The organism is Streptomyces sp. NPDC030809 (genome assembly GCF_055572195.1).
Genome location: NZ_JBVIDV010000016.1, coordinates 1 through 26,261, shown reverse-complemented (window position 1 = coordinate 26,261; position 26,261 = coordinate 1). Strand labels below are relative to the sequence as shown.

Annotated in this window: 27 protein-coding genes; 12 read left to right on the top strand and 15 right to left on the bottom strand. The window is 73.7% G+C overall.

Translation table 11 applies throughout. The features are described from left to right. Positions 1-66: 66 nt before the first annotated feature. The 6 genes from ACZ407_RS21435 to ACZ407_RS21410 all read right to left on the bottom strand — a co-directional run bounded on the left by ACZ407_RS21435 (position 67) and on the right by ACZ407_RS21410 (position 6,618). Positions 67-1,056: an ABC transporter permease gene (locus ACZ407_RS21435; RefSeq protein WP_468130502.1), complete on the bottom strand. Its 990-nt coding sequence runs from the start codon at positions 1,054-1,056 to the stop codon at positions 67-69. Continuing rightward, positions 1,053-2,060, bottom strand: coding sequence for an ABC transporter permease (locus ACZ407_RS21430; RefSeq protein ID WP_468130500.1), 1,008 nt, complete (start codon positions 2,058-2,060; stop codon positions 1,053-1,055). Before ACZ407_RS21430 ends, ACZ407_RS21435 begins: the two co-directional genes overlap by 4 nt. Beyond that, entirely contained in the window at positions 2,057-3,799 is a 1,743-nt protein-coding gene (locus tag ACZ407_RS21425; protein ID WP_468130498.1) for an ABC transporter substrate-binding protein, read from the bottom strand. The genes ACZ407_RS21430 and ACZ407_RS21425 overlap by 4 nt, the downstream gene beginning before the upstream one ends. A 172-nt stretch (positions 3,800-3,971) precedes the next feature. Beyond that, the gene (locus tag ACZ407_RS21420) at positions 3,972-4,067 is read right to left on the bottom strand and encodes an Ms4533A family Cys-rich leader peptide (RefSeq protein WP_468130496.1); all 96 of its coding nucleotides are present in this window, start codon (positions 4,065-4,067) and stop codon (positions 3,972-3,974) included. Positions 4,068-4,123: 56 nt separating this feature from the next. Beyond that, on the bottom strand, positions 4,124-5,647 hold the full coding sequence (locus ACZ407_RS21415; protein ID WP_468130494.1) for a DUF3152 domain-containing protein: 1,524 nt from the start codon (positions 5,645-5,647) through the stop codon (positions 4,124-4,126). Positions 5,648-5,655: 8 nt separating this feature from the next. Further along, positions 5,656-6,618: an alpha/beta fold hydrolase gene (locus ACZ407_RS21410; RefSeq protein WP_468130492.1), complete on the bottom strand. Its 963-nt coding sequence runs from the start codon at positions 6,616-6,618 to the stop codon at positions 5,656-5,658. Positions 6,619-6,759: 141 nt separating this feature from the next. Here ACZ407_RS21410 and ACZ407_RS21405 point away from each other — a divergent pair, with 141 nt between their 5' ends. From ACZ407_RS21405 to ACZ407_RS21390, 4 genes are all read left to right on the top strand, one after another. Next, a complete protein-coding gene (locus ACZ407_RS21405) occupies positions 6,760-6,975 on the top strand; it encodes a hypothetical protein (protein WP_468130490.1) in 216 nt (71 codons plus the stop codon). Positions 6,976-7,143: 168 nt separating this feature from the next. After that, positions 7,144-7,800 carry a TetR/AcrR family transcriptional regulator gene (locus ACZ407_RS21400; RefSeq protein ID WP_468130488.1) on the top strand — a complete coding sequence of 219 codons (657 nt, stop codon included), beginning with the start codon at positions 7,144-7,146 and terminating at the stop codon, positions 7,798-7,800. 151 nt (positions 7,801-7,951) lie between these two features. After that, a complete protein-coding gene (locus ACZ407_RS21395) occupies positions 7,952-8,179 on the top strand; it encodes a DUF3107 domain-containing protein (protein WP_468130486.1) in 228 nt (75 codons plus the stop codon). Between the two features lie 212 nt (positions 8,180-8,391). Next, entirely contained in the window at positions 8,392-8,682 is a 291-nt protein-coding gene (locus ACZ407_RS21390; RefSeq protein WP_468130484.1) for a hypothetical protein, read from the top strand. 168 nt (positions 8,683-8,850) lie between these two features. On the opposite strand, the gene ACZ407_RS21385 is transcribed toward ACZ407_RS21390, so the two are convergent. Further along, complete coding sequence (locus ACZ407_RS21385) at positions 8,851-9,669, bottom strand: ferritin-like fold-containing protein (protein ID WP_468130482.1); 819 nt, start codon at positions 9,667-9,669, stop codon at positions 8,851-8,853. 422 nt (positions 9,670-10,091) lie between these two features. On the opposite strand from ACZ407_RS21385, the gene ACZ407_RS21380 reads away from it, so the two are divergent. From ACZ407_RS21380 to ACZ407_RS21370, 3 genes are all read left to right on the top strand, one after another. Beyond that, entirely contained in the window at positions 10,092-11,756 is a 1,665-nt protein-coding gene (locus tag ACZ407_RS21380) for a DEAD/DEAH box helicase (RefSeq protein ID WP_468130480.1), read from the top strand. 85 nt (positions 11,757-11,841) lie between these two features. Further along, on the top strand, positions 11,842-12,723 hold the full coding sequence (locus ACZ407_RS21375; RefSeq protein ID WP_468130478.1) for an alpha/beta fold hydrolase: 882 nt from the start codon (positions 11,842-11,844) through the stop codon (positions 12,721-12,723). Between the two features lie 233 nt (positions 12,724-12,956). Continuing rightward, entirely contained in the window at positions 12,957-13,109 is a 153-nt protein-coding gene (locus ACZ407_RS21370) for a hypothetical protein (protein ID WP_007266367.1), read from the top strand. A 111-nt stretch (positions 13,110-13,220) separates the two neighbouring features. On the opposite strand, the gene ACZ407_RS21365 is transcribed toward ACZ407_RS21370, so the two are convergent. From ACZ407_RS21365 to ACZ407_RS21350, 4 genes are all read right to left on the bottom strand, one after another. Further along, positions 13,221-13,826, bottom strand: a complete 606-nt coding sequence (locus ACZ407_RS21365) for a MarC family protein (protein ID WP_468130476.1) — start codon at positions 13,824-13,826, stop codon at positions 13,221-13,223. 118 nt (positions 13,827-13,944) lie between these two features. After that, positions 13,945-14,811 (bottom strand): PHP domain-containing protein, encoded by an 867-nt coding sequence (locus ACZ407_RS21360; RefSeq protein WP_468130474.1) that lies wholly within the window; start codon positions 14,809-14,811, stop codon positions 13,945-13,947. Between the two features lie 143 nt (positions 14,812-14,954). Next, complete coding sequence (locus ACZ407_RS21355) at positions 14,955-15,599, bottom strand: DUF6758 family protein (RefSeq protein ID WP_468130472.1); 645 nt, start codon at positions 15,597-15,599, stop codon at positions 14,955-14,957. A 171-nt stretch (positions 15,600-15,770) separates the two neighbouring features. Beyond that, on the bottom strand, positions 15,771-16,355 hold the full coding sequence (locus tag ACZ407_RS21350) for a suppressor of fused domain protein (RefSeq protein WP_468130470.1): 585 nt from the start codon (positions 16,353-16,355) through the stop codon (positions 15,771-15,773). Positions 16,356-16,756: 401 nt separating this feature from the next. Between ACZ407_RS21350 and ACZ407_RS21345 the strand changes: the two genes are divergently transcribed. Both ACZ407_RS21345 and ACZ407_RS21340 read left to right on the top strand, forming a co-directional pair. Further along, positions 16,757-17,869 (top strand): magnesium and cobalt transport protein CorA, encoded by a 1,113-nt coding sequence (locus tag ACZ407_RS21345; RefSeq protein WP_468130468.1) that lies wholly within the window; start codon positions 16,757-16,759, stop codon positions 17,867-17,869. A gap of 92 nt (positions 17,870-17,961) precedes the next feature. Beyond that, entirely contained in the window at positions 17,962-18,477 is a 516-nt protein-coding gene (locus ACZ407_RS21340; RefSeq protein ID WP_468130466.1) for a hypothetical protein, read from the top strand. Positions 18,478-18,520: 43 nt separating this feature from the next. On the opposite strand, the gene ACZ407_RS21335 is transcribed toward ACZ407_RS21340, so the two are convergent. Continuing rightward, positions 18,521-19,327: a hypothetical protein gene (locus tag ACZ407_RS21335; RefSeq protein WP_468130464.1), complete on the bottom strand. Its 807-nt coding sequence runs from the start codon at positions 19,325-19,327 to the stop codon at positions 18,521-18,523. Positions 19,328-19,622: 295 nt separating this feature from the next. Here ACZ407_RS21335 and ACZ407_RS21330 point away from each other — a divergent pair, with 295 nt between their 5' ends. The 3 genes from ACZ407_RS21330 (at position 19,623) to ACZ407_RS21320 (ending at position 22,776) form a co-directional block, all read left to right on the top strand. Next, positions 19,623-20,894, top strand: coding sequence for a magnesium transporter MgtE N-terminal domain-containing protein (locus tag ACZ407_RS21330; RefSeq protein ID WP_468130462.1), 1,272 nt, complete (start codon positions 19,623-19,625; stop codon positions 20,892-20,894). 91 nt (positions 20,895-20,985) lie between these two features. Next, positions 20,986-21,573 carry a DUF1003 domain-containing protein gene (locus ACZ407_RS21325; RefSeq protein ID WP_468130764.1) on the top strand — a complete coding sequence of 196 codons (588 nt, stop codon included), beginning with the start codon at positions 20,986-20,988 and terminating at the stop codon, positions 21,571-21,573. Between the two features lie 42 nt (positions 21,574-21,615). Next, positions 21,616-22,776 carry an Mrp/NBP35 family ATP-binding protein gene (locus ACZ407_RS21320; protein ID WP_468130461.1) on the top strand — a complete coding sequence of 387 codons (1,161 nt, stop codon included), beginning with the start codon at positions 21,616-21,618 and terminating at the stop codon, positions 22,774-22,776. Between the two features lie 53 nt (positions 22,777-22,829). Here the strand turns inward: ACZ407_RS21320 and ACZ407_RS21315 are convergent, their stop codons facing one another. The 3 genes from ACZ407_RS21315 to ACZ407_RS21305 form a co-directional block, all read right to left on the bottom strand. Further along, complete coding sequence (locus ACZ407_RS21315; RefSeq protein ID WP_468130762.1) at positions 22,830-23,543, bottom strand: hypothetical protein; 714 nt, start codon at positions 23,541-23,543, stop codon at positions 22,830-22,832. A 263-nt stretch (positions 23,544-23,806) separates the two neighbouring features. Continuing rightward, positions 23,807-24,235: a sec-independent translocase gene (locus ACZ407_RS21310; protein WP_468130459.1), complete on the bottom strand. Its 429-nt coding sequence runs from the start codon at positions 24,233-24,235 to the stop codon at positions 23,807-23,809. 103 nt (positions 24,236-24,338) lie between these two features. Beyond that, positions 24,339-25,718 (bottom strand): S1C family serine protease, encoded by a 1,380-nt coding sequence (locus ACZ407_RS21305; RefSeq protein WP_468130457.1) that lies wholly within the window; start codon positions 25,716-25,718, stop codon positions 24,339-24,341. Positions 25,719-26,261 lie beyond the last annotated feature (543 nt).

The following is a 26,261-nucleotide window of genomic DNA, read 5'->3' as shown; positions in this document are numbered from 1 at the left end:
GCGTGCCCGGGGACGTGCCCGGAGGCGTGTCCGGGGACGTGCCCGCGGGCGTGTTCGGCGGTGTGCTCACGTCAGGGCCACCCTTCGGTCCGCGACGGCGTAGAGGAGGTCGGCGAGGGCGCCCGCGAGGACGACGGCGAGGCCGGTGACGAGGACCACGCCGGTGACGACCGGCAGGTCGATGACGCGTACCCCGTCGATGAGGGTCTTGCCCAGTCCGGGGATGCCGAAGAGGGACTCGGTGAGGACGGCCCCGCCCATCATCGTGCCGAGGTCGATGGCGCTGAGCGCGATCACCGGCGGCAGGGCCCCGCGCAGCGCGTGCCGGGTGACGACGGCCCGCTCCCCCACCCCGTAGGCGCGGAAGGTGCGGATGTGGTCCTCGGCGAGCGTCTCCAGGGCGGAGCTGCGGGTGAGGCGGGCGTACTTGGCGCTCTCGAAGAAGCCGAGGGTGATCCAGGGCAGCAGCAGGTTCCAGGCCCACTGCTCGGGGTCCTCGGTGAACGGCACGTAGGTGGGGAACGGCAGCCACTGGAGGTAGGCGCACACCAGCATGAGCAGCAGCAGCCCGAGGATGAAGACGGGGGTGCCGGTGCCGGCGAGGGTGAGCACGGTCAGGGCGCGCTCGGTGATCCCGCCGCGGCGCAGGGCGGACAGCAGTCCGGTGCCGACGCCGATGAGGAGCCAGAGCACGAGGGCGCCGAGGGCGAGGGAGAAGGTGGCGGGCAGCCGTTCCAGGAGCAGTGCGGTGACGGGCTGGTCGTTCTGGTACGAGAAGCCGAGGCAGGGCGCATCGCAGTGGAGGGTGCCGGTGCCGGCGGAGTAGTCGCGGCCGGCGACGAGGCCCTGGAGGAAGTGGCCGTACTGGGCGAAGACGGATTCGTTCAGCCCGAGCTGTTCGCGGACCTGGGCCACCTGCTGCGGGGTGCAGCGCTCTCCGCAGGCGAGCCGGGCGGGGTCGCCCGGGGCGAGGTAGAAGAGGGCGTAGACGGCGAGGGACAGCGCGAGCAGGACGAGCAGGGCCCCGGCGAGTTTCTTGAGGACGAAGCGGGTCACCGCGTCCGCTCCTTTCGGGTGCCCGCCCGGCCCGCCCGGGTGCGGCCGACGCGCAGCCGGCTGCTTTCGCGCGGGTCGAGCGCGGTGCGCACGGCGTCACCGAGGACGGTGAAGGCGAGCACGGTGGCGAACAGCAGCCCGGCGGGCAGCAGGACGTACATGGGGTCGGCGCGGAACCAGGTCTGCGCGGTGGACAGCATCTGCCCCCAGGAGGGGGTGGGCGGCTTGACGCCGACCCCGAGGAAGGACAGGGAGGCCTCGACGACGATGTTGGCGGGCAGCAGGATCGCGGCGTACGTGATGACGGGCGCGGCCAGGGAGGGCAGCAGTTCGCGGCGGGCGATGCGCAGCGGGCCGTTGCCGGCGAGCCGGGCGGCGGCCACGAAGTCGAGGCTGCGCAGGCTGAGGGTCTGGGCGCGGACGACGCGGGCGGTGCCGCCCCAGCCGAGCAGGCCGATGACGAGGATCAGCAGCAGCGGGCGCGGGAAGTCCGGGGGGACGACCGCGGTGAGCGCGATGGCGAGGATCAGCATCGGCAGGGCGAGCATGACCTCGGTGATGCGGCTGATGACGGTGTCGGCGAGGCGGTTGCCGAGTCCGGCGGCGAGCCCGGCGGCCAGGCCGACGGCCACCTGGACGGCGGTGGCGCCGAGGGCGACGAGCAGCGAGATGCGGGCGCCGTGGAGGAGCCGGGTGAGCAGGTCGCGTCCGGTGCCGGGTTCGACGCCCAGCCAGTGGTCGGCGGAGGCGCCGCCGAAGGAGCCGAGGGGCACGCCGCCGCGGGCGGAGTCCACGAGGTCGTCGTGGAAGGCGGCCGGGTCCTGTCCGGTGAGGTGGGCGACCAGCGGCGCGGCGGCGGCGAGGAGGACGAGGAGGGCCAGGACCGCACCGGCCGCGACCGCCGACGGGCGGCGGCGCAGCCGGTGCAGGACCTGGCGGGCGGCGCCCGCGGCGGGGGTGGCGCTCCCCGCCGCGGGTTCCGCCGTCTTCGGTGCGGTGGTCACTTGACGGCGACCTGCGAGATGTCGAGGACGCCGGTCCAGTCGCTGATCACGACGTTCTTGACGTCCTTGCCGACGAGGCGCTTGTAGACGGGGTGGAACAGCGGGACGTCGAGGGCCTGCTCGCCGATCTTGCTGTCGAGGGCGCCCCAGCGCTTGGCGGCGGCGGCCAGGTCGGTCAGCTTGGCGATCTCGTCGATCTCCTTGTTGACGGCCGGGTCGTTCAGCTGGGCGTGGTTGTAGTTGGAGCCGTTGGTCACGATCTGCCGGCCGTCGAAGATCGGGGCCAGGAAGGGGGCGCCGGAGGGCCAGTCGGCGCCCCAGCGGGAGAGGAAGAAGCCGGGGGTGTTCTTGGCGTCCCAGCGGCGCTCGTTGAAGGCGTTGTTCTCCAGGCCCTCCAGCTTGACGGTGATGCCGGCGGCGGCGAGGGCCTGCTGCACGGCGGTGGCCACCTCGGGGCTGGTCTGCCGGTTCTGGGCGGTGGAGTGGGTGAGGGTGACGGTCAGGCCGTCGGCGTATCCGGCCTCCTTGAGGAGGGCCTTGGCCTTGGCGGGGTCGCCGGTCTTGCCGGCGGGGAAGTGGTCGTACTTGGTGAAGCCGAAGGCGGCCTGCTCGGGCAGGAAGGTGGTGGCGGGCTCGGCGAGGGCGGAGCCGCCGGCGGCGTTGATCACGCTGGTGCGGTTGACCGCGTACGAGATCGCCTGGCGGACCTTCGGGTTGTCGAAGGGCTTCACCTTGGGGTTGAAGGCGAGGTAGTTGACGTAGCCGAAGTGGCCGGTGCCGACGCGGGCGGCGAGCTCCTTGTTGCCGCCGATCTGGGCGAGTTCGGCCGGGCCGAGGTTGGTGTCGGTGGTGATGGCGGCCGCGTCGGCACCGGAGCTGGTGGACAGGCGCTGGTTGATGACCGCGGAGTCGAGGCCGGAGCGGACGTCGATCTTGTCCGGGTAGGCCTTGCGCTCCTCGTCGGTCTTGGGGTCCCAGTGCGGGTTGCGCTCCAGGACCAGGCGCTCGCCGTCGTTCTCGTTGGAGACGACCTTGTACGGGCCGGAGGAGACGGGGTGCTCCTCGTACTTCACGCCGGTGTCCTTGGCCTTGGGCACCGGGGCGAACTGGGTCTGGGTGGCCACGAAGGGGAATTCGCCTTCGGGCTTGCGCAGCTTGAAGACGATGGTCTTCGCGTCCGGGGTGACGATGGACGCGAGGCCCTTGCCCGTCTTGTCCTTGTAGGGGCCCTGGTACGTGTCCCCGCCGACGAGCCAGTCGCGCAGGTAGGGGGCGCCGCCGGAGAGCTCGGCGGCGAAGGAGCGCTCGATGCCGTACTTGATGTCGGCGGTGGTGATCGGGGTGCCGTCCTCGTACTTCAGCCCGTCCTTGAGCGTGTACGTCCACTCGGTGGCGTCGGCGTTGGGGCGTCCGGTGTCGGTGGCCAGGTCGGGGACGACCTGGGTGCCGGCGGCGCCGTTCTCGCGGTTGCGGGTGGTGAGGGTGCGGAAGATCAGGGAGGGAACGTTTCCGCCGCCGGAGGTGTAGAGGCGGGCGGGGTCGAAGTCGTTCTGCGGTTCGTTGTTGAGGACGGTCAGCGTGCCGCCCTTCTGCGGCTTGCCGGCGGCGCCGGTCTTGCCCGCGCCGCCGCCCGCACCGTCCTGCCCGCTCTCGGGACCGCAGGCGGCGAGGCCCCCGGCCAGTACCAGGCTGACGGCGGTCGCGGCCACGCGGCGCGATATGAGGGACTGAGGACGCATCGGAAAAGAACCTCTCGGCGTGTCGGGGTGAGTCAGGATGCCGCGCGAGGGGTTGCAGCCGACAGGCTCGAACAAGCCGTGCCGGAAAGAGGCGTGCAGAGACCGCACCCGCGGGCAGGGAATGCCCGGGCGCGGTGAACGGAAGGGATGCCGACGCGCGCTCAGGCGGGTGTCAGCTACAGAAGATGTCGGCCACGCTGTGCGCGGTCACGCCGAGGAGCGCCAGCTCGATGGCGGCGCTCGCGGTGACGGCGTGGTGGTGCGACATGCGGAGAACAATTGCCGATGGCCGGACTCTTGTCAACGCGGATTGCGGACGGACCGTCAGTTATCGGGATACACCCAGGGGTTGGGCTTGCAGGTGATCCCGTCGAGGGTGAGCGATTTGGTCTGCTGCTGCATGATCGGGGCGGGCGCGCCCGGGGTGGTGCAGTTCACGTGGCCGTGCTTGAGCCGGTGTCCGACCTCGTGGTTGATCAGCATCTGGCGGTAGGCGAACATCTTGTCCGGCCCGAAGGTGTCCGAGCCCTTCGCCCACCGGAACGCGTTGATCATGACCCGCTCGGTCTGGGCGGAGTCGCAGGAGACGTTGTCCACGGTGGTGTCGAGGTCGGACTTGGCGCACCAGACCCCGGTGGTGCCGGGACTGGCCAGGGTGATCACGAAATCGGCGTCCCCGGAGGGCACCCGCTCGAAGGTCATGTCCCCGTCGCCGGCCCAGCTGCGCTTGTCGTTGAGGGTGCGCTGCACGGCCTCCGCGAACAGGGCGCCGTCGAGGCCGAGGCCGTTCTCGACGTCCACCCGGTAGTGCACGGTCTTCCCCTTGCCGGGGGCCTTGGCCACGCCCGGCACGGTCTGGAAGGTCCCCGGGCCCTTGAGCTTCGGGTCGATCGGGTACTGCGCGGCCATCTTCTGGTCGTACGTCTTCTCCTGCGGGGCCACGGGCTGCCGGGCGGGCGCGGGCCGGTCCTCGGAGCGCGAGGCCGGGGGCTCGTCGGCGCGCACCTTGCCGCCGGTGGCGGCCTCCGCCCCGGCCTTGCCCTTCTCCCCCGTGACCTGGCCGGCGACGAACACGGCGAGTCCGGCGGTGACGAGCGCGGCGGCGATGCCGGTGTACGTGCGCACCCGCAGGCCGCGGCGGACGGGCCGGCGGGGTGCGCCGGGGGCCGGGACCCGGCGGTGCGAGCCGGTGGCCGAGGAGGCGGACTCCCCGGGTTCCGCGGCTGCGGGCGCGGGCGCGGCGGCCGGGGCGGACTCCCGGCGCGGACCGGGCACCACGGGTGCGGGGGCAGGGGCGGCTGCGGGCGCGGAGGCGGTGGCCGCCGGGCCGGTGACGCGGACCTGCGGGATGCCGAAGGCGGGCGTGTCGGTGGTGCGGGGCACCCCGCGCCAGTCCCCGTAGCGGGTGGTCGGGCCGTCGCCCCAGGCCCCGCCGGGCTCGCGGGTCTCGGGGTGGCCGCCGCGGGCTCCGGGGGCCGCAGAACCGTATCCGCTGTGGGTGACGGTGGGTTCGGCGGGCGCGAAGACCGAGGGGCCGCCCTGGGAGAGGGCGGTGAAGGCGGGGAAGGCCTGGTGGGCACCGGTCTCGGTGAACTCGGGGTACTGGGCGTGCGCGGAGAACTCGGAGTGCTCGGGGAAGCCGGGCACCTCCTCGTAGCGGCCGCTGCCGCCGGGCGCGCCGTGCGGGGTGCCGTATCCCGCGAAGGGGTCGTACGGGTCCTCGCCGGCGGGGTACGGGCCTGCGCCGGTGTCCCCGGCGCGGTCGTACGGCTCGTACGGCTCGTACGGGCCGGGCGCCGGCGGTGCGGCCGGCTCGGGGGCCGGGCCCTTGCGGCTATGTCGTCCCACGGTGGTCCTCAGCCCCTGTCCGCGTCGCGCTGCAGATCGCGGAAGGCGGCCGCGACGGCCTGCGGGTACTCCATCATCGCCACGTGCCCGGCCTCGGGGAGGGTCAGCAGCCGCGAGCCGCGGAAGGCGGCAGCGGCCCGGCGGGCCATCCGGTACGAGACCAGCCGGTCGCGTCCGCCGTAGACGAGCAGGGTGGGCGCGAGCACCCGCTCGGCCTGCCGCCACAGCCCGTGCTGGCCGGGCAGCGTGTACGCGTCGACGATGCCGCGCGAGGACTTGACCATGGCCTCCCAGAACCAGGGCAGGGCGAGCCGGCGCTCCATCTCCTGCACGGCGTCCCGGAAGCCCTCGGGGGTGACCCGGCCGGGGTCCCCGTAGCAGAGGCCGAGGACCCCGCGGGTGCGCTGTTCGGCCGTCCAGTCCCTGCTGAGCCGGCCGAAGAGCCGGCCGGCGCCGGGGAGGGCGAGCAGGGCGGTGGGCACCGCGGAGGGCTGCACGCGCAGTTCGGGCAGGGCCGGGGAGACGAGGGTGAGGGTGCGCACCAGGTCGGGGCGGGCCGCTGCGACCCGGGTGGTGACGGCCCCGCCCAGCGAGTTGCCGAAGAGGTGGACCGGGCCGCGCCCGCTCGCGTCGAGGTGCCGGATGACGGTCCGGGCCAGTGCCGTGACCGAGTAGTTGCCGTCCTCCGGCGGCGGGGAGTCCCCGAAGCCGGGCAGGTCGAGCGCCTCGCCGTCCACGCTGCCGGCGAGTTCGGCCATCAGCGCGGACCAGTTGAGGGAGGAGCCGCCGAGGCCGTGGACGAACAGGGCGGGCGCCAGGCCCCCGGCGGCCGGGGGCCGCGAGCGGACCGAAAGGGTCAGGCCGGGCAGGGAGACCCGCCGGAGCTGCTCCCCCTCGGCCACGCGCACCGCGCTCACCTGCACATCCACCGCGGTGGTCGCCCGGACGTCCGGCAGCTCGGTCGAAGACATGCGGCCAATGTTACGAGACGATCACGCGCGGACTCGTGTGTTCGCAGTCACAGGTCCGGCCCGGTCCGGCAGACACCGCCTAGCGGGGCACCCCGCGCTCTCCTAGGCTCGTAGGTGAGCGACAGAAAAGAGGGGAGCCACATGACGGTCGACCCAACGGAGCCGGACACCTTCCAGGATCAGCTCCAGAAGGTGCTCGACACCGAGGCCCCTGAGGCGGACGCCGCGGAGCAGCACACCGAACTGACCCCGCACGAGGACGACCCGCTCGCCGGCCGCGAGCGCGCCGAAGCAGCGGAGGGAGACGAGGCCGAGCAGGCCCGGGTGGTCGCCCTCGACGAGGACGACTACCGGTGACCCGCTCGGCTACCGCCGAGTACCCCGTCCGGCGTCCCTGACCAGCCCCGGATCCGTGTCCGAAGACCGAGAAAACTCCGTCTCGACCCCCCAGATCCGGTTACCGAAAAGTACGATGGCGGGCGCGGCGCAGAGCGCACTGTGCACATGAAGAAAGTGGGAGGCGGCGTGACAGCCATCGAGCAGACCGAGGCGGCGCGCCCGCGGGGCACCCGCCTGCCGCGCCGTGCCCGGCGCAACCAGCTCCTGGGCGCCGCCCAGGAGGTGTTCGTCGCGCAGGGGTACCACGCGGCCGCGATGGACGACATCGCCGAGCGCGCGGGCGTCAGCAAGCCGGTGCTGTACCAGCACTTCCCCGGCAAGCTGGACCTCTACCTGGCACTGCTGGACCAGCACTGCGAGGCGCTGCTGCTGGCGGTGCGCGGGGCCCTGGCCTCCACCACCGACAACAAGCTGCGCGTGGCCGCGACCATGGACGCGTACTTCGCGTACGTGGAGGACGAGGGCGGCGCCTTCCGCCTGGTCTTCGAGTCCGACCTGACGAACGAGCCCGCGGTGCGCGAGCGCGTGGACCGGGTCTCGCTCCAGTGCGCCGAGGCCATCTCCGACGTGATCGCCGAGGACACCGGCCTGTCCAAGGACGAGTCGATGCTGCTGGCCGTGGGCCTGGGCGGGGTCTCGCAGGTGGTGGCCCGCTACTGGCTGTCCAGCGAGAGCCCGGTGGCCCGGGACAAGGCGGTCGGCCTGCTGACCTCCCTGGCCTGGCGCGGCATCGCCGGCTTCCCGCTCCACGGCACGGAGGCGGGACAGCCGGGCCAGCACTGACGCACCGCGCCGGTCCGCCGGCGGGGGCGCGCTCGTTGTTCGCTCGCAGCGTGCCACGGCACGGGCGTGCGTGTCCCCTCTCCGGGCTAATGTGGTCCGGGTACGGCGCGGTTACCCCGCGCGACCCGGACACCGTCGGAGGGACATAGCCGTGGAGGTCAAGATCGGCGTGCAGCACGCACCCCGCGAGATCGTGCTGGAGAGCGCGCTGGGCGCCGAGGAGCTGGAGAGCATCGTCTCCGACGCTCTGTCCGGCAAGTCGCAGCTCCTCTCGCTGACGGACGTCAAGGGCCGCAAGGTCCTGGTGCCGACCGACCGGCTGTCGTACGTGGACATCGGCGAGCCGACCGCGCGCAAGGTGGGCTTCGGCACCATCTGAGCGGACGCGGGCGCAGCGGCACGCAGCGCGCGAGCAGGGGTGAACGGCCCGGCGGTTCCGACCGCCGGGCCGTTCCCGTATGCCCGGAGCAGCCCGCGGGAGGTGCGTCCGGCACGAGCGGAGCAAGGCGTACCGGAAGAGGGTTGTGTTTCCCGTGCACCGGGTAGGACCGCGTACGACCCGATTTGCCCGGACGTTGCGGGAGGGACCCCATGGTCGTGGAGACACTCGGCTCGGCGCTGCTCGGCCTCGCGCTGTCCTGGCTGGCCCTGCGCAGGCTGTCCGGCCGGCTGCCGTCCGCTTCCGCGGTCCTGGCCTGCGGCGCCCTCGGCGGAGCGTTCGGCGGCTATCTGACGCATTACGCCTTCGGGCCCGGGCACTCGACCGTGACGGCCTCGCTGGCGGGCGGGGCGCTGGTGGCGGCGGTGCTGGTCTCCCTGCTGCTGCGGCCGGCGGCGGCGGGCTCCCGCCGGCGGCCCTTTTCGGTCCCGTCGGGGGGCTGACTCCCGCCGCACCGGCCCGCCGGGCCCGCTCGCCGGCCGGCGGGGAGGCACCGCAGGCACCCCGGACGGCTCAAGCACCGCAGCGGCCACGGCAGACGGTGCAGGCACCGCGAACGCAGACCGGCTCCGGCGGAGGTTCCGCCGGAGCCGGTGAGCTGCCGTCTTCCGCTACGCGGCCAGGCCCAGCGCGGCCATGCGCTTGGTGTGCGCCTTGGTGATCCGCGTGAACATCTCGCCGACGGCCGCGAGGTCGAAGCCCGCGGCCATCCCGTCCACGCCGCCGACCAGCATGGTCGAGAGGGCGTCGCGCTCGGCGACGACCCGCTGCGCCTGGGACAGGGCCTCGCCCATGAGGCGGCGGGCCCACAGGGCGAGCCGGCCGCCGACGCGCGGGTCGGCCTCGATGGCGGCGCGCACCTTCTCCACGGCGAAGTTGCCGTGGCCGGTGTCGTCGAGCACGCCGAGGACCAGCGCGCGGGTGTCGGCGTCGAGGTGGGTGGCGACCTCGCGGTAGAAGTCGCTGGCGATCGAGTCGCCGACGTAGGCCTTCACGAGGCCCTCCAGCCAGTCCGAGGGAGCGGTCTGGCGGTGGAAGTCGTCCACACCCTTGGCGAAGGGCTCCATGGCGGCGGTGGGCTCGGCCTCGATGGCGGCGAGGCGGTCGCGGAGCCGCTCGAAGTGGTGGAATTCGGCGGAGGCCATCTTGGCCAGCTCGGCCTTGTCGGCGAGGGTCGGGGCCAGCTTCGCGTCCTCGGCGAGCCGTTCGAAGGCCGCCAGCTCGCCGTACGCGAGGGCGCCCAGCAGGTCCACCACGGCCGCGCGGTACTGCGGGGTGGCGGAGGCCGTCGCCCAGTCCTGGGAGGCGATTCCGGCCGGGGTCTCGGCGCCGTCGGTCTCGTCGGCGGGGGTCGCAGCGGCCGTGCCGCCGTCGGCGGTCGGGGCGGTCGCGGCGTTCTCGGCAGTTTCGGGGTTCTCAGCGCTCGGCATGCCGGGAACAATAGCCCGCCCGGGGGCACCCGGAACTGCCTGGTCAGTCGGGGGAAACCTGCCGCACTGGTGAATTCGCCCGACACACCTGCGCGAATCCGGGGTACAGTGGTAATGCGCCTGCCGAATACTCGGCGGGCCATCCGAATGAGGATGCCCGGTCGGTGGCCCGATCGGCTCCAACCCGACCGCCCTCGGCGTGGTGTGTGCGTCCATGCGTGCCGCCGCCCATGAGGGGCCCCCTCAGCGGTATGAGCGCTTGAGCGAAGGCCGTGGTCCCGCGCAGCTGTGTGAAAGCCAGGCACGGTGAGACCCCCTTCCCGCCTCATGCCGCGTCTCACAGAAGAGGCAGCACCCTGACTACGTTCCGAGACCTCGGGATCTTTCCCGAGACCGCCGAAGCCCTTGAGGCCGTCGGCATCGTGTCCCCCTTCCCCATCCAGGAGATGACCCTCCCCGTCGCCCTTTCCGGCACGGACGTCATCGGCCAGGCGAAGACCGGAACCGGCAAGACGCTCGGTTTCGGCCTTCCGCTGCTGGAGCGCGTCGTGGTCCCCGCGGACGTCGAGGCCGGCCGGGCGAAGCCCGAGCAGCTGACCGACTCCCCGCAGGCCCTGGTCGTCGTACCGACCCGCGAGCTCTGCACCCAGGTGACCAACGACCTCCTGACGGCGGGCAAGGTCCGCAACGTCCGCGTGCTGGCCATATACGGCGGCCGCGCGTACGAGCCCCAGGTCGAGGCGCTGAAGAAGGGCGTCGACGTGATCGTCGGCACCCCCGGCCGCCTGCTGGACCTGGCCGGGCAGAAGAAGCTCGACCTGTCGAAGGTCAAGGCCCTCGTCCTCGACGAGGCCGACGAGATGCTCGACCTGGGCTTCCTGCCCGACGTCGAGAAGATCATCAACCTGCTGCCGGCCAAGCGCCAGACGATGCTGTTCTCGGCGACCATGCCGGGCGCCGTCATCGGCCTCGCCCGCCGCTACATGTCGCAGCCCACGCACATCCGCGCCACCGCGCCGGACGACGAGGGCGCGACCGTCGCGAACATCACGCAGCACGTCTTCCGCGCCCACTCGATGGACAAGCCGGAGATGGTCGCGCGCATCCTGCAGGCCGAGGGCCGCGGGCTGGCGATGATCTTCTGCCGCACCAAGCGCACCGCCGCCGACATCGCCGAGCAGCTGGAGCGGCGCGGTTTCGCGTCCGGCGCGGTCCACGGCGACCTCGGCCAGGGCGCCCGCGAGCAGGCCCTGCGGGCCTTCCGCAACGGCAAGGTCGACGTGCTGGTCTGCACCGACGTGGCCGCCCGCGGCATCGACGTCGAAGGCGTGACCCACGTCATCAACTACCAGTCCCCCGAGGACGAGAAGACCTTCCTGCACCGGGTCGGCCGCACCGGCCGCGCGGGCGCGAAGGGCACCGCCGTCACCCTGGTCGACTGGGACGACATCCCGCGCTGGCAGCTCATCAACAAGGCGCTGGAGCTGGACTTCCACGAGCCCGAGGAGACGTACTCCACGTCCCCGCACCTGTACGAGCTCCTGCACATCCCGGCGGGCACCAAGGGCATCCTGCCGCGCGCCGAGCGCACGCGGGCCGGCCTGAAGGCCGAGGAGATCGAGGACCTGGGCGAGACCGGCGGCCGGGGCGGCCGCCGCGCCGCCGCCACCGCGGTGGAGGAGCGCCCCGCCCGCACCCGCACCCCGCGCCAGCGCCGCCGCACCCGCGGCGGGGCCGAGGTGGGCGCCACCGACGGGGCCGCGGCCCCGGAGGCGGCCGCCGTCGTGCCGGCCCCGGAGACGGACGCGCCTGCGGAGCCGCGCAAGCCGCGCCGCCGCCGCACCCGCTCCGTCTCGGCCTCGGCCTCGGCTGCGGCCGCGGTCACCCCGGTGGAGGCCCCCGCGGCCGCCGCGGCGGAGGAGGCCCCGGCCGCTCCGCGCCGCCGGACCCGCACCCGCAAGACCGCCGAGGCCAAGCCGGCCGCCGAGGCCGTGGCGGCTCCCGCCGCCGAGGCCGAGGCCGCGCCGGCCGCCGCCCCGCGCCGCCGCACGCGCACCCGGAAGGCCGCCGAGGCCCCCGAGGCGTAAGGCACGCACACGGTCCGCAGGCCCGGTCCCCCGCTCGTCGGGGGGCCGGGCCTGCGGCGTGTTACGGGCCGGTAGGTTGGGCGTCATGAGCAAGCCTCCGCGTCTGACCCTGCCGTCCTGCGCCCGTGCGTACCGCCTGCGCACCGCGCGCGGGGAGTTCGCCGTCCACGAGGCCCGGCCGGCTTCCGGGTCCGCCGGGGCGGGGGGCACGGCGCTGCTCGTGCCGGGGTTCACCGGCAGCAAGGAGGACTTCATCGGCCTGCTGGAGCCGCTGGCCGCTGCGGGCCGCCGGGTGGTGGCCGTGGACGGCCGCGGGCAGCACGAGAGCGCGGGCCCGCGCGAGGAGTCCGCGTACGCGCTGGAGGAGCTGGCGCGGGACCTGCTGGCGCAGGCGGCCGCGGTGGCGGACGGCGGGCCGGTGCACCTCGTGGGCCACTCCTTCGGGGGGCTGGTGGCCCGGGCGGCGGTGATCCGCGAGCCCGGCGCCTTCGCGAGCCTGACCCTGATGAGCAGCGGTCCGGCGGCGATCGCGCAGGACCAGCAGGAGCGTACGAAGCTGCTGGTCGCGGCGCTGGAGTCGACGGGCGGGGACATGCCGGGCATCTGGCAGGCGATGCGTGCGATGGACCCGGAGGGCACCCCGGCCGACCCGCCGGAGCTGGCCGCCTTCCTGCGGGACCGGTGGCTGGCCACCGTGCCGGAGCAGCTGATGGCGGCGGGCCGGGTGCTGGTCTCGGAGCCGGACCGGGTGGCCGAGCTGCGCGCCGCCGCCCCGGACCTGCCCAAGCTGGTGCTGTCCGGGGAGGTGGACTACGCCTGGCCGGTGCCGCTGATGGACGAGATGGCCGGCCGGCTGTCGGCCGCCCGCACGGTCGTCGCGGGCACGGAGCACTCCCCCAACGCGGAGGCTCCGGAGGAGACGGCGGCGGCCCTGCACGCCTTCTGGACGGCCGCCGGGCGCGGCTAGACGGGCCCGTCCCTCCGCACTGGCCCCCGCGCTGCTCCTGCTGCGTTGCTCCGGTCGAGGGGCGGGTCTCGGGGTTTGTCCCTAGGATGGTCCAATGTGACCGACGTCACGCATAAGGTCCGCTGCACTGGCTAATATTTAGCCAGTGAAAAAATTTCCTTAGCGTAGGGAATGTTTGGCCCCTACACCTCGTTGGACCCTGTGCAAGGAGTACACAGACGAAGGGAGAAGCCGTGCGCTTCGAGATTCTGCGCCTGGACGACGTCGACGGAACCGCCGTGGACAGCACCGTCGTGGACGCCGCCTCCGTCAACCGGATCGTGCAGCAGGCCGCCGCGATCGGCCAGCGCATCCTCATCCGACCGGCCGAGTCCGCGTCCTCCTGACCGGCGGCACACCCGCACACACGTGCAACGCCCCCGCACCTCGAAGGTGCGGGGGCGTTCGCGTTCACGGACGTACGGCCGGCCGGAGCGGGCCGGGCCGGGGGGCCGGGGTCAGGCCCCGCGGACCACCTGGAGCACGCCGTTGATGATCTGCTGTACGGCGATGGCCGAGAGCATCATGCCCGCGAGGCGGGTCACCAGGACCACGCCGCCGTCCTTGATGACCCTGATGATCACCAGCGAGTAGCGCATCACCAGCCACAGGACCACGTGCATGGCGGCGATCGCCGTCCACACCGACAGCTGGCCGCCGAAACCGTCCGCCTTCTGCACGGCGAGGATCACGGAGACGATCGCACCCGGGCCGGCCAGCAGCGGCATGCCCAGCGGGACCAGGGCCACGTTCACGTCCTTGGTCTGCTTCGGCTCGTCGGTCTTGCCGGTCAGCAGGTCCAGTGCGATCAGGAGCAGCAGCAGACCGCCGGCGATCATCAGCGCGGGCACGGAGACGTGCAGGTAGTCCAGGATCTGCTGGCCGCAGAGCCCGAACACGGCGATCACCCCGAAGGCCACGCAGACGGCCTGCCAGGCCATCCGGCGCTGCACCTTGGCCGGCCGGCCCGAGGTGAGCGCGAGGAAGATCGGGGTGATCCCCGGGGGGTCCATAATCACAAAAAGGGTGAGAAAGAGGGATCCGAAAACAGCAACGTCGAACACAGTGATGGCCTTGCAGGAAGAGGTGTACGCCAAGTACGGCGCACGGCGGAAAAGGGGCGCGCGGAAGCGCCTGCGGGGGCGGCCGGAGAGAGCCCGGCCGGCAGGGGTGTGGAACCCGTCAGGCGCGGGTGGATCCGCCCGCGCCCGGCACCGGGAAGGCCCCGAAGGCACGGCGGGTGATCTCGCCGTAGATCTCCGGGTCGGTGGTGTACTCCCCGAGCCGGCAGGTCTTGCGGGTGCCGTGGTAGTCGCTGGAGCCGGTGGTCAGCAGCCCGAGCTCGGCGGCGAGGGCGTGCAGCCGGGCCCGCGTGGCGCCGTCGTGGTCCATGTGCTCGACCTCGATGCCGTCGAGGCCGGCTGCCGCCAGCTCGGCTATCGCGCTCTCCGGGACGACCTCGCCGCGCTTGACGGCGCCGGGGTGCGCGAAGACCGCCACCCCGCCGGCCGCCTTGACCAGGCGGATCGCCTCGAACGGGTCGAGCTCGTGCTTCTCCGCGTACGCACGGCCGCCGTCGGCGAGCCACTCGGGGGTGAAGGCGTCCGAGACGGTCTCCACCACGCCGAGCTCCACGAGTGCGGTGGCGATGTGCGGGCGGCCCACGGAGCCCTCGCCCGCGATGCGGGACACCTGCTCCCAGGTCACGGGCACGCCGAGGGCCTGGAGCTTGGCGACCATGGTGCGGGCGCGCGGGATCCGGTCGTCGCGGACGAGCTCGCGCTCGCGGGCGAACTCCGGCTCCGCGGGATCGAAGAGGTAGGCCAGCATGTGCAGGCCCACGCCGTCGAGACGGCAGGACAGCTCGGCCCCGGTGACCAGGGTGAGCCCGGGCGGCAGGGCCGCGATCGCCTCGGCGTGTCCCCGGACCGTGTCGTGGTCCGTCAGCGCCACCACGTCCAGCCCGGCCGCGGCCGCGTTGCGGACCAGTTCGGCGGGGGTGTCCGTGCCGTCGGAAGCCGTGGAGTGGGCGTGCAGATCGATGCGCACGGCACACGGCTCCTGGGGGCGGGGCGGAAAGGGGACACCCCAGTCTAAGGGGGCCAGCCCCGCGCAGTCGCCGGGACCCGCACCCCGCACACGTGAATCCCCCCACGTCCGGGGCTTCCGGAAGGGGCGGGGTGCGGAGAGGTTCAGCCCGATTCCAGGATGCGGGGGCTGAGGGCCCCGCACGGGAGGAGGTCCAGCTCGGCACCCGCATCACGCAGGTCCGTCAGGACGAGCTCGTCGTACATCAGCAGACCGGACTGCTCGGGCCACACCACCGCCCACAGCCACAGCCCCCGCGCCTCCCCCACGAACACCGCCCGATCCTCCGGCGTCCCCGTCACGTGCCACAGCGGAGTCGGCCGCCCCGCGGCGACGACCTTGGCGTGCGGCGGAGCCGAGACGTTGAAGCGGGGCCCGGGATCCGGCCCGTCGATGCCCGCGTACCGCGCCCCGAGGCCCACGCCCAGCTCCTCGGCCACGAGCACCAGCTCGCCCATGCCGCCGAGCGGTCCCGGCCCGGAGCAGGCCACGGCGGTGGCGCGGCCGCCGCTGCGGTCGTCCCCCGCGCAGGCCACCCCCGTGAACAGCCATCCGACGGGCAGCGGCCACGGCATCCACACCGGCACCTGGGCCCGGTTCACGACGACCCCGAGGCCCTCCACGCTGGGCGGGATGACCGGTTGCAGCGGCTGCACGGCGCCGTGGACGGCGCACTGCCAGGAATCGGAGAAGAGACCGGGCGCCCTGACCCGGCCACCGCACTTAGGGCACGTCGGTTCACCCCTCATAACTGCCCACGCTCCTCCCCGGTCGCCGCCCCGTCAAGGCACGATCACCCGTCCGGATGCCATGCGTACCCCCCGTGGCGGCCCTCAGTCCCGCCCGGGCCCGCCGCGACCCGCGACCCGGGCCGGCCGAGGTCGGGCCGGGTCCGGCCCGGACCCGGCCCGCCCCGCCCCTCAGTCCAGCGCCACCGACGCCCGCAGCGGGTCCCGCAGGTCCGTGCCGCGGGCCAGCCACCGCTCCTGGAGGGCCGCCGCCCCGTGCACCCGCTTCCACGCGGCCTCGTTCGGCGTCATCGGCAGCAGCGGCAGGAACCGTACGGGGTCCAGGGGCTCGTCCAGCTCCAGGTCCTCGACCAGCCCGCCCGGCTCGGCGACCAGCACGGAGGTGAACGGCGCGCCGGGCCACAGCGGTTCGCCCACGTCCAGCGAGGCGCCCGGGCTGACGACCAGTCCCTCCACCTGCGGGGAGGCGGCGAGCACCGCGAGCGGCCGCAGCACCTTGTCGGTGTCGGCGGCTCCCGCCCTTACGGACAGCACCAGTTCGGCCCGCGGACCGCGCAGCGGGTCGGCCACCACCGCCGTCGGGTCGGCCATCGGCTGCCCCGACATCCCGAGGGTCGCGTACCGCAGCACCTCCCCGTCCGTGAAGCGGAGCACCTCGATGCGGTCGGTCCCGAGGAAGGTGACCGCCGCGCGTGCATCGGGTTCGCCCAGCGCGGTGCGCAGCCGGGCCTCGACCAGAGCCAGAACTTCTGCCATGCGGTGAGCATAGAACTGCTATCCGCCGGGTAAAGGACCCGTCTTGACCATCTGTCGGCTGATAGTGTTGACCGCTGGTCGGGGCAGCGTGCAGAAGCACCGCTTCCGTGCCCCGACATCAGGACATCCCCTACGGGGGACCGGCCGGAGGAGGTGGGGCTGCGGTGGACCGAAGTCGATCGTGCAGTACCAATCGCTCTTCCGCGGGGTCCCGCCTTCCGGTCTGACCCCCTCCGCCCGGCCGCACGCCGGGCCTCCGGTCCCCGTCCCGTGCGACGGCATCCCGCTTCGGTGAAGAGCGACGGCAGAACTTTTCCTCCCGTCCTGTGCCTTCCGCCCTGCCCTCAGGGGGCGGAGGGTCTCCCGTCCGTGCGGCTCGCGGCCGTACGAAGGAGCCTGCCATGTCGATGATCCGTGACCTGCGCGCGGTGGTCCGTCCGTCCCTGCGCAAGCCCAGCCCGGCGCACAGCCTGTACGACCCCACCCGCGACCCTTCGGCGAGCAGTGCGGTGGTGGACTGCGCCGTCTACCGCGACGGCCGCCGGCTGCCCGGCGACTGCCTGTCCCCGCGCGAGTCGGTGCGCCGGGTCCGGGAGGACGGCGGCTTCGTGTGGATCGGGCTGCACGAGCCCACCGAGGCCGAATTCGCGGGCATCGCCAAGGAGTTCGGCCTGCACCCGCTGGCCGTGGAGGACGCGGTGCACGCGCACCAGCGGCCCAAGCTGGAGCGGTACGACGACACCCTCTTCACCGTCTTCAAGACCATCCACTACGTGGACCACGCCGAACTCACCGCCACCAGCGAGGTGGTGGAGACCGGCGAGGTGATGTGCTTCACCGGCCGGGACTTCGTCATCACGGTCCGGCACGGCGGCCAGGGCTCGCTGCGCGCCCTGCGCCACCGGCTGCAGGACGACCCGGAGCTGCTCGCGAAGGGCCCCTCGGCCGTGCTGCACTCGCTCGCCGACCACGTCGTGGACGGCTACATCGCGGTGGCGGCGGCCGTGCAGGACGACATCGACGAGGTGGAGAGCGCGGTGTTCGCCGCACCCGCCAAGGGCAGCCCGCGCGGGGTGGACGCCGGGCGGATCTACCAGCTCAAGCGCGAGGTGCTGGAGTTCAAGCGGGCGGTGGCCCCGCTCCAGCGGCCGCTGGAGCTGCTGAGCGAGCGGCCCATGCGGCTGGTGGACCCGGACATCCAGAAGTACTTCCGCGACGTGGCCGACCACCTGGCCCGGGTGCACGAGCAGGTCGTGGGCTTCGACGAGCTGCTGAACTCGATCCTCCAGGCGAACCTGGCCCAGGCGACCGTCGCGCAGAACGAGGACATGCGCAAGATCACCTCCTGGGCCGGCATCATCGCCGTGCCGACCATGATCTGCGGCGTGTACGGGATGAACTTCGACCACATGCCGGAGCTGCACTGGAAGTACGGCTATCCCCTGGTGATGGCGTCCATCGTCGGGATCTGCCTGACCATCCACCGCGCCCTGCGCCGCAACGGCTGGCTCTGAGGCCGCCACGCCCGGTGCAGGCCCGCGCCCCGGGACCGGCCGCAGCCCCGGGCGGCCCCGGACCGGACCCCGCCAGGCCCTAGGCTGTGCGCATGACACTCAGCACGCTCGAACTGGCCCTCGTCGAGGAGGCCGCGAAGAAGTCCGGCCTCATCTGGGTCCGCGGCACCGGGCCCGACCGGGCCCTGTGGCACGCCTGGGTGGACGGGGCCGCGCACGTGCTGGGCGACGGTCCGGGCGAGCAGCCGTTCCCCGGGCTCGCCGACGGCGGCACCGCCGAGGTGACGGTCCGCAGCAAGGACAAGGGCGGCCGGCTGGTGGCCTGGACGGCCTCCGTGACCGAGCTCGCGCCCGCGTCCGAGGCCTGGGAGGCGGCGGTCGCCGAGCTGAAGGGCAAGCGGCTGAACGCGCCCGACTCCGAGACCATGACCGACCGCTGGGCGCGCGAGTGCCGGCTGCTGCGCCTGGAGCCGGTGGCCGTGGCGGCCGCGCAGCCCGGGGGCTCGCTGGCGGCGGCCCCGCTGCCGTCCCCGGCGATCACCCGCCGGCCGGTCCCGGCGGCCCTGCCGAAGCTGCTGCTGAAGCGCAAGCGCGCCAAGAAGGGCTAGCAGGCGGGGGGCCCGCCGCGGGCCCGGCCCCGGCTCCGGTGCGTCAGCCCTCCGAGCCGGTCCCGCCGCGGGACGGGAGCTGGGAGCCGTAGTCGAGGGTCTCGTCCTTGGGCGGGGCGGTCAGGGCGAACGGCTTGTCCCAGTCGGCCAGCTCCACCACCCCGGCGCCCCCGGCCCGTTCCAGGCGCAGCGGGTACGGGGTGCCGATGAGCGAGACGTCGAGGCGGCCGCCGGCCCCCTTGTCCGCGGTGAGCTCGATGGTGCGCACCGTGCCGACCTTCCGGTACGCGCCCTTCTCCAGCTTGCCGTTCAGGCCGAGCAGCCCGTCCAGGAGCACGTCCATCTCGGTGAAGCCGCGCAGCTGCTTGTAGGAGGGGTCGCCGGCCGGGACCTTGACGTACTTGTCGCCGAGCTTGTCGGCTGCGGCTTCGCCGTCCTCGGAGTCCTCCCCGCCCGCGGAGGCGGAGGGCTGCGGGGAGGCGGTTCCCGCGCCCCGGCGGCCCCAGAACCCGGCGTCCGCCTTCAGGTAGAGCTCCTCACCCACCCGGAGCAGCTCGAAGGTGCTGCCGGTGGACTTCACCCGGCCCGTGGCCCCCTTGCCGTTCAGCCGCATGTCGAGGGTGAAGGACTTGCCGGCGCTGACCAGGGTGCCGGAGAGCCGGACGGCGTCCGCCGCGGTCGCCGCCGCGCGCGCCTTGGCCTCGATGCGGTCGGCGGAGAGCTTGCCCACTCCGTTGGTGCCCTCGTCGGGGTCCTCCCCGCAGCCGGTGGCGGCCACGGCCAGGCCCGCGCACAGCACGCCGGCTACGGCGGCCCGGCGGAGCCGGGCGGCCGGGGGGAAAGCGATCACGGGCGGGCCGCCTCTCGTCTGGGCTCGGTGCAGCAGGCAGCGTACCCGGGCGTAGCCCCTGGTCCGGGACCCAGGTGCCCGCGGGGTACCGCCCCCGGGTGCCGCAGTGCGCAGGTGTGCGGTGAAGCGGTGCGTACGGGTGCGGTCCGCGGTGCGTACGGGGCGGTGCCCGCCGGGCGCGCGGGTGCGGGGCCGCGCCCGGTCCCCGCCCGGCCGCCCCACCAGCGCGGACCTCCGGGGCACGGGCTAGCCTGAGAGCCGTACCAGGCGAAACGGTTCACGAGGAGGCGCACGGATGGCAGGAGGCGCCCCCCGGATCTTCGTCTCGCACCTGGCGGGAGTGCCCGTCTTCGACCCCGCCGGCGACCAGGTCGGCCGGGTCCGGGACCTGGTGGCGATGCTGCGCGTGGGCGGCCGCCCGCCGCGGCTGCTGGGCCTGGTGGTCGAGGTGGTCAGCCGGCGCCGGATCTTCGTCCCCATGACCCGGGTGACGGGCGTGGAGTCGGGCCAGGTCATCACCACCGGGGTCGTCAACATGCGGCGCTTCGAGCAGCGCCCCACCGAGCGTCTGGTCCTCGGCGAGCTGCTGGACCGGCGGGTGCGCCTGGTGGACGGCGGCGAGGAGGTCACCGTCCTGGACGTGGCCATCCAGCAGCTCCCGGCCCGCCGCGACTGGGAGATCGACCGGATCTTCGTCCGCAAGGGGAAGGGCGGGGCGCTGCGCCGCCGCGGCGAGACCCTGACCGTCGAGTGGTCGGCGGTGACCGGCTTCTCGCTGGAGGAGCACGGGCAGGGCGCCGAGAGCCTGGTGGCGACGTTCGAGCAGATGCGCCCGGCGGACCTAGCGAACGTCCTGCACCACCTGACGCCCAAGCGACGCGCCGAGGTGGCCAACGCCCTCGACGACGACCGGCTCGCGGACGTGCTGGAGGAGCTGCCCGAGGACGACCAGATCGAGATCATCGGCAAGCTGAAGGAGGAGCGCGCGGCCGACGTCCTGGAGGCGATGGACCCGGACGACGCGGCGGACCTGCTCTCCGAGCTGCCCGAGGTCGACCAGGAGCGGCTGCTGACGCTGATGCAGCCGGACGATGCGGCGGACGTGCGCCGCCTGCTGTCGTACGAGGAGCGCACCGCGGGCGGTCTGATGACGACCGAGCCGATCGTGCTGCGTCCGGACGCGACGGTCGCGGACGCCCTGGCGCGGGTCCGGCAGGCCGACCTGTCCCCGGCGCTGGCCGCCCAGGTGTACGTGTGCCGGCCGCCGGACGAGACGCCGACCGGCAAGTACCTGGGCACGGTGCACTTCCAGCGGCTGCTGCGCGATCCCCCGTTCACGCTGGTCAGCTCGATCGTGGACACGGACCTGCCGCCGCTGCGGCCGGACGCTTCGCTGCCCGCGGTGACCAGCTACCTGGCCGCCTACAACATGGTGGCGGTGCCGGTCGTCGACGAGAGCGGCTCCCTGCTCGGCGCGGTCACCGTGGACGACGTACTGGACCACCTGCTGCCGGAGGACTGGCGGGAGACGGGGTTCCACGCCGAGGAGGGCGTCGGTGGGCACTGAGCGCAGCCGGCGCGAGCCGGCGCGGGACAAGGGCCGCGAGCGGGCGCGCGAGCACGCCCGGGAGCACGGCCTGGCGGACCGCCTGGAGGAGCTGGCCGAGCGCGCCCGGGAGCGGGCCGAGCGCTCGGAGCGGGCCGAGCGGGCGAAGGCCGGGGCGACCGGGTCGAGCGCCCTGTCGCGCTCCCGGGTGCGGCTCGACCTGCCGAAGGCCCCGCGCCAGAAGCTGCTGCCCGAGTACGACCCGGAGGCGTTCGGGCGGACCTCGGAGCGGATCGCGCGGTTCCTGGGCACGGGCCGGTTCATCGTCTGGATGACCCTGGTCATCATCGTGTGGGTGCTGTGGAACATCTTCGCGCCGGCGGCCCTGCGGTTCGACGAGTACCCGTTCATCTTCCTGACCCTGGCGCTGTCCCTCCAGGCCTCGTACGCGGCCCCGCTGATCCTGCTCGCGCAGAACCGGCAGGACGACCGGGACCGGGTCAACCTGGAGCAGGACCGCAAGCAGAACGAGCGGTCGATCGCGGACACCGAGTACCTGACGCGGGAGATCGCGGCGCTGCGGATGGGCCTGGGCGAGGTGGCGACCCGCGACTGGATCCGCTCGGAGTTCCAGGACCTGATCAAGGAGATGGACGAGCGGCGGCTGTTCCCGCACGAGAGTGACGAAGGCGACCGCTGACGGGCTTTCCCGGCGCGTGCTACCGGGCCGTACCATCGGGTCATGGCTACCGACACACCCTCCGCCGCCGTGCCCGAGCAGGACGCGATCCTGGACGCGCTGGCGACGGTCAACGACCCCGAGATCAACCGGCCCATCACCGAGCTCGGCATGGTCAAATCGGTCGAGATCGGCGAGGGCGGCGCGGTCGCGATCACGGTCTACCTCACGGTGTCGGGCTGCCCCATGCGCGAGACCATCACCAAGAACGTCCGCGAGGCGGCCCTGAAGGTCGCGGGCGTCACCTCCGTCGAGGTGTCGCTGGACGTGATGAGCGACGAGCAGCGCAAGGAGCTGGCGGCCTCGCTGCGCGGCGGCACCGCCGAGCGCGAGGTGCCCTTCGCGAAGCCGGGCTCGCTGACCCGGGTGTACGCGGTCGCGTCCGGCAAGGGCGGCGTCGGCAAGTCCTCGGTGACGGTGAACCTGGCCGCGGCGATGGCCGCGGACGGTCTGAAGGTCGGCGTCGTGGACGCGGACATCTACGGGCACAGCGTGCCGCGGATGCTGGGTGTGGACGGCAAGCCCACCCAGGTCGAGAACATGATCATGCCGCCGTCGGCGAACGGCGTGAAGGTGATCTCCATCGGCATGTTCACCCCGGGCAACGCCCCGGTGGTGTGGCGCGGCCCGATGCTGCACCGCGCGCTCCAGCAGTTCCTGGCGGACGTGTTCTGGGGCGACCTGGACGTGCTGCTGCTGGACCTGCCGCCGGGCACCGGTGACATCGCGATCTCGGTGGCCCAGCTGGTGCCGAACGCCGAGATCCTCGTGGTGACCACCCCCCAGCAGGCGGCGGCCGAGGTCGCCGAGCGGGCCGGCTCGATCGCCGTGCAGACCCACCAGAAGATCGTCGGCGTGGTCGAGAACATGTCCGGGCTGCCCTGCCCGCACTGCGACGAGATGGTCGACGTGTTCGGCACCGGCGGCGGCCAGCTGGTCGCGGACGGCCTGACGAAGACCACCGGCGCCACGGTGCCCGTGCTCGGCCAGATCCCGATCGACGTGCGGCTGCGCGAGGGCGGGGACAACGGCAAGCCGGTGGTCCTGGCGGACCCGGACTCCCCGGCGGGCGCGGCCCTCCGGGCGATCGCGGGCAAGCTCGGCGGCCGCCAGCGCGGCCTGTCGGGCATGTCCCTGGGGATCACCCCGCGCAACAAGTTCTGAAAGAACGGGGTGCCGCTCCCGGCGGCACCCCGGTTTGCCCGCCTCGGGCACGGCTACTCGTACGCGCTGACGTCCTTCAGCTCGCTGAAGGCGAGCCCGTACGCGCTCATCCCCCGCCCGTACGCCCCGAGGTGCACCCCGTTGGCCGTGGACCCGGCCAGCACCCAGCCGAACTCGGATTCCCGGTAGTGGAACGGCGTCGGCACCCCGTCCACCGGCAGCGACAGCGAGGACCAGTCCGGCCCGTCGAGGTCGTCGGCGAGCTCCCAGGCCGTCTCGGTCTGCTGGTCCAGCCAGCTGCTGCGCAGGGTGTGGTCCATCTGGCCGGGCCAGGTGAAGGCGAGCAGGCCGGAGCCGGCCAGCCAGGCGGCGGAGGACACCGAGGTGGCCTCCAGGACTCCGGTGCCGTCCCCGCTGCGCCGGTTGGGGCTGCTGGCGACCGTGATCACGACGGCGAAGCGCTCGCGCTCGGCGCCCGTGGCCTCGCTGCGTACGGTCGGCTCGTCGCCGTGGCCCACCGAGCCGTGCTCCACCGTGCCGTCGGCGGCGGTGCCCACCTGCATCAGCCAGCGGGGGCCGGTGAAGGCCTCGTCCAGCCCGTACCAGGGGAAGGCGGCCCGCAGGTAGCCCTCCGCGGCGCGCCGGGCGGCCGGGACCGCGGTCCCGGATGCGCCCTCGGCCGCTTCGGCCGCGGCCTCCTCCGGCTGCGCGGGAAGACCGGGTTGCCCGGTGAGCCCGGGATGCTCGTGCCCGGGTGGGACGGTCACGGCCGTCTCCGCCGCCTGCGGGGGCGTCCCCTCGGGCGCCTGCCCGGGTTCCTGCACCGGCGCCTGTCCGGGCGTACCGGCCGGGCCGTCCGGCGCGATCGCCGGCTGGAGCCCCTGCTGCACGCCTACCCGGCTCGTCGTCTCCATCAGTCCGGCCGCCTCTCGTTCCGTGGGGTCCGGAGCGGCCCGCCCCCCTCGGGCGTCCTGGATCCGGACAGATGGAGGATAGCCATCTCACCCCGGCATGCCCGGAAGGCGAGGAATCAGGTGGCGTCGATGTCGAAGCGGGCGCGCTCCTCGCGGGCGGGCTGCGCGGGCTTCTTGGCGAGGTCGGGCGAGGTGCCGCCGGAGGCGGGGGCGGCCGGCTCGGGCTCGGTGCCGTTCACGGCGTCCGCGACCTCGTTCATCTCCTTGCGGAGGTCGAGGCTGCTGCGGATCTCGCGCAGGTCCTCGTTCTCGGTGAGCTGCTTGCGCAGGAAGGTCTTCGGGTTCAGGTCCTCGAACTCGAAGTCCTTGAACTCCGGACCGAGTTCGGAGCGGATGTCCTGCTTGGCATTGTCCGAGAACTCGCGGACCTTCCGGATGAAGCGGGACACGTCCTGGATCACCTTGGGCAGCTTGTCCGGGCCGAAGATGAGCACGGCGAGGACGACGAGCGTCAGCAGCTCCAGTCCGCCTATGTCAGTGAACACCTGGCCGCTCCTCGGTTCCGTCAATGCAAGCCCTTCAACGGTACCCGGCGCCCGTCGCAGGTCGGTACCTCCCCGGTGCCTCATGACGGGATTCACCCGCGCGTCATGATCCGTTGGCCGAACCGAGGACCAGCTTCACGGTGCGCTCGCGGCCCCCGCGGACCACGGTGAGCGTGAGCGGGTCGCCGGGGCGCTGGGCCCGGATCTTGATGATCAGCTCCTCGGGGGCGTGCACGCGGGTGCCGTCCACCTTGGTGATCACGTCCCCGGGCCGGATGCCGGCCTTGGCGGCGGGGCCGCCCGGGGTGACGGGGCGCTTGCCGTCCCGGCCGGGGTCGGTGCCCACGCGGGCGCCGTCGCCGGTGTAGTCCATGTCGAGGGTGACGCCGATGACGGGGTGGGTGGCGGTGCCCCGGTTGATGAGCTCCTGGGCCACCCGGCGGCCCTGGTTGATCGGGATGGCGAAGCCGAGGCCGATGCTGCCGGACTGGCGGGCCGCGCCGCCCTCCTCCTCGTCCCCGGAGCCGTCGTCGGCGGAGCGGATGGCGCTGTTGATGCCGATCACCCGGCCGCGGGAGTCGAGGAGGGGGCCGCCGGAGTTGCCGGGGTTGATGGGGGCGTCGGTCTGGAGGGCGTCCACGTAGCTGACGTCGCTGCCGTCCTCGGCCTTGCCGCCCGCGGTGATGGGGCGCTCCTTGGCGCTGATGATGCCGGCGGTGACCGTGTTCGACAGGTCGAAGGGGGCGCCGATGGCCACGACCGGGTCGCCGACGCGCACCCCGTCGGAGTTGCCGAGCGGCAGCGGGCGCAGGCCCTTGACCCCCTCGACCTTGACCACCGCGAGGTCGTAGCCCGCGTCCCGGCCGACGATCCGGGCGCTCGCGGTTTCGCCGCCGCTGAAGGAGACCGTTATCCGGCCGGACTTCGCGGCGCTGTCCACGACGTGGTTGTTGGTGAGGATGTGGCCCTTGCCGTCGAGGACGAAGCCGGTACCGGTACCGCTGCCGCCACCGCCCTGCACGTGCAGGGTGACCACGCCGGGCAGCGCCCGGGCCGCGATCCCGGCGACGCCGCGCGGGGCGGCGCCGCCGCCCTCGCCGTCCGCGCCGTCGGGCTGGGCCAGCTCCAGGGTGGTGGTCCCGGTCCGCTCCAGGTACACCCCGAGCCCGCCGCCGATGCCGCCGGCGAGCAGTGCGAGCAGGACGGCCCCGACGACGAGGGCCGGGGTACGGCGACGGGGCCGCGGGGTGTCGGCGAGCTGGAGCGGTGCGACGGCCCAGGGGTCGTAGCGGGGGGCCGGCGCGTCTGCCGCGAGCGGGGCGGGGGCGGGGGCGGGCGGGGCGGGGCGGCTCCACCAGGCGGGGGCGGGGGCGGCGGGGGGTTGTTCCTGCGCGGCCTGCGGTGCCGGCTCCGGGCTGGTGCCGGGGCGGCTCCACCAGGTGGGGGGTACGGACGCCGAGTCGGTCGGCCGGCCGTCGTTCATCTGCACTCCCCGGTGTTCCCCACGCGTCGCGGACGCCTTCGCGAGGATTCAACCAGGTCGCTCCCCGCACGTCACCGCCCCGGGGCCCCGCGGCCGGGCCCGCCGCACCCGCACCTTCCGGGGGCTCCGCCCCCGGACCCCCGCGCCTCAAACGCCGGCGGGGCTCGATTTCACCCCGCGGGGTCCTGCCCCCACGGGCAAGCCCCAGCGGCTCCAGCCTCGCGGGCCACCCCTCCGCCCTCACGGGGCAACCTCCAGCCTCGGCGGGCACGCCCCAGCCTCGCGGGGCAACCTCCAGCCTCCCCGGGCACATTCCAGCCTCGCGGGACCCATTGCAGCCCCGCCGGGCACGCTCCAGCCTCGCGGGGCACATTTCAGCCTCGCCGGCGTTTGAGGCGCGGGGTCTGGGGCGGAGCCCCAGTTCGGGAAGGGGCGGGTAGGGGAAAGCCCCGCAGGGTCACGGCCCGGGCCCTGGGGGGGGGGGGGGGGGGGGGGCGACCCCCCCCCCCCCCCCCCCCACGATGCTCCGTAGTTCGTTACCGA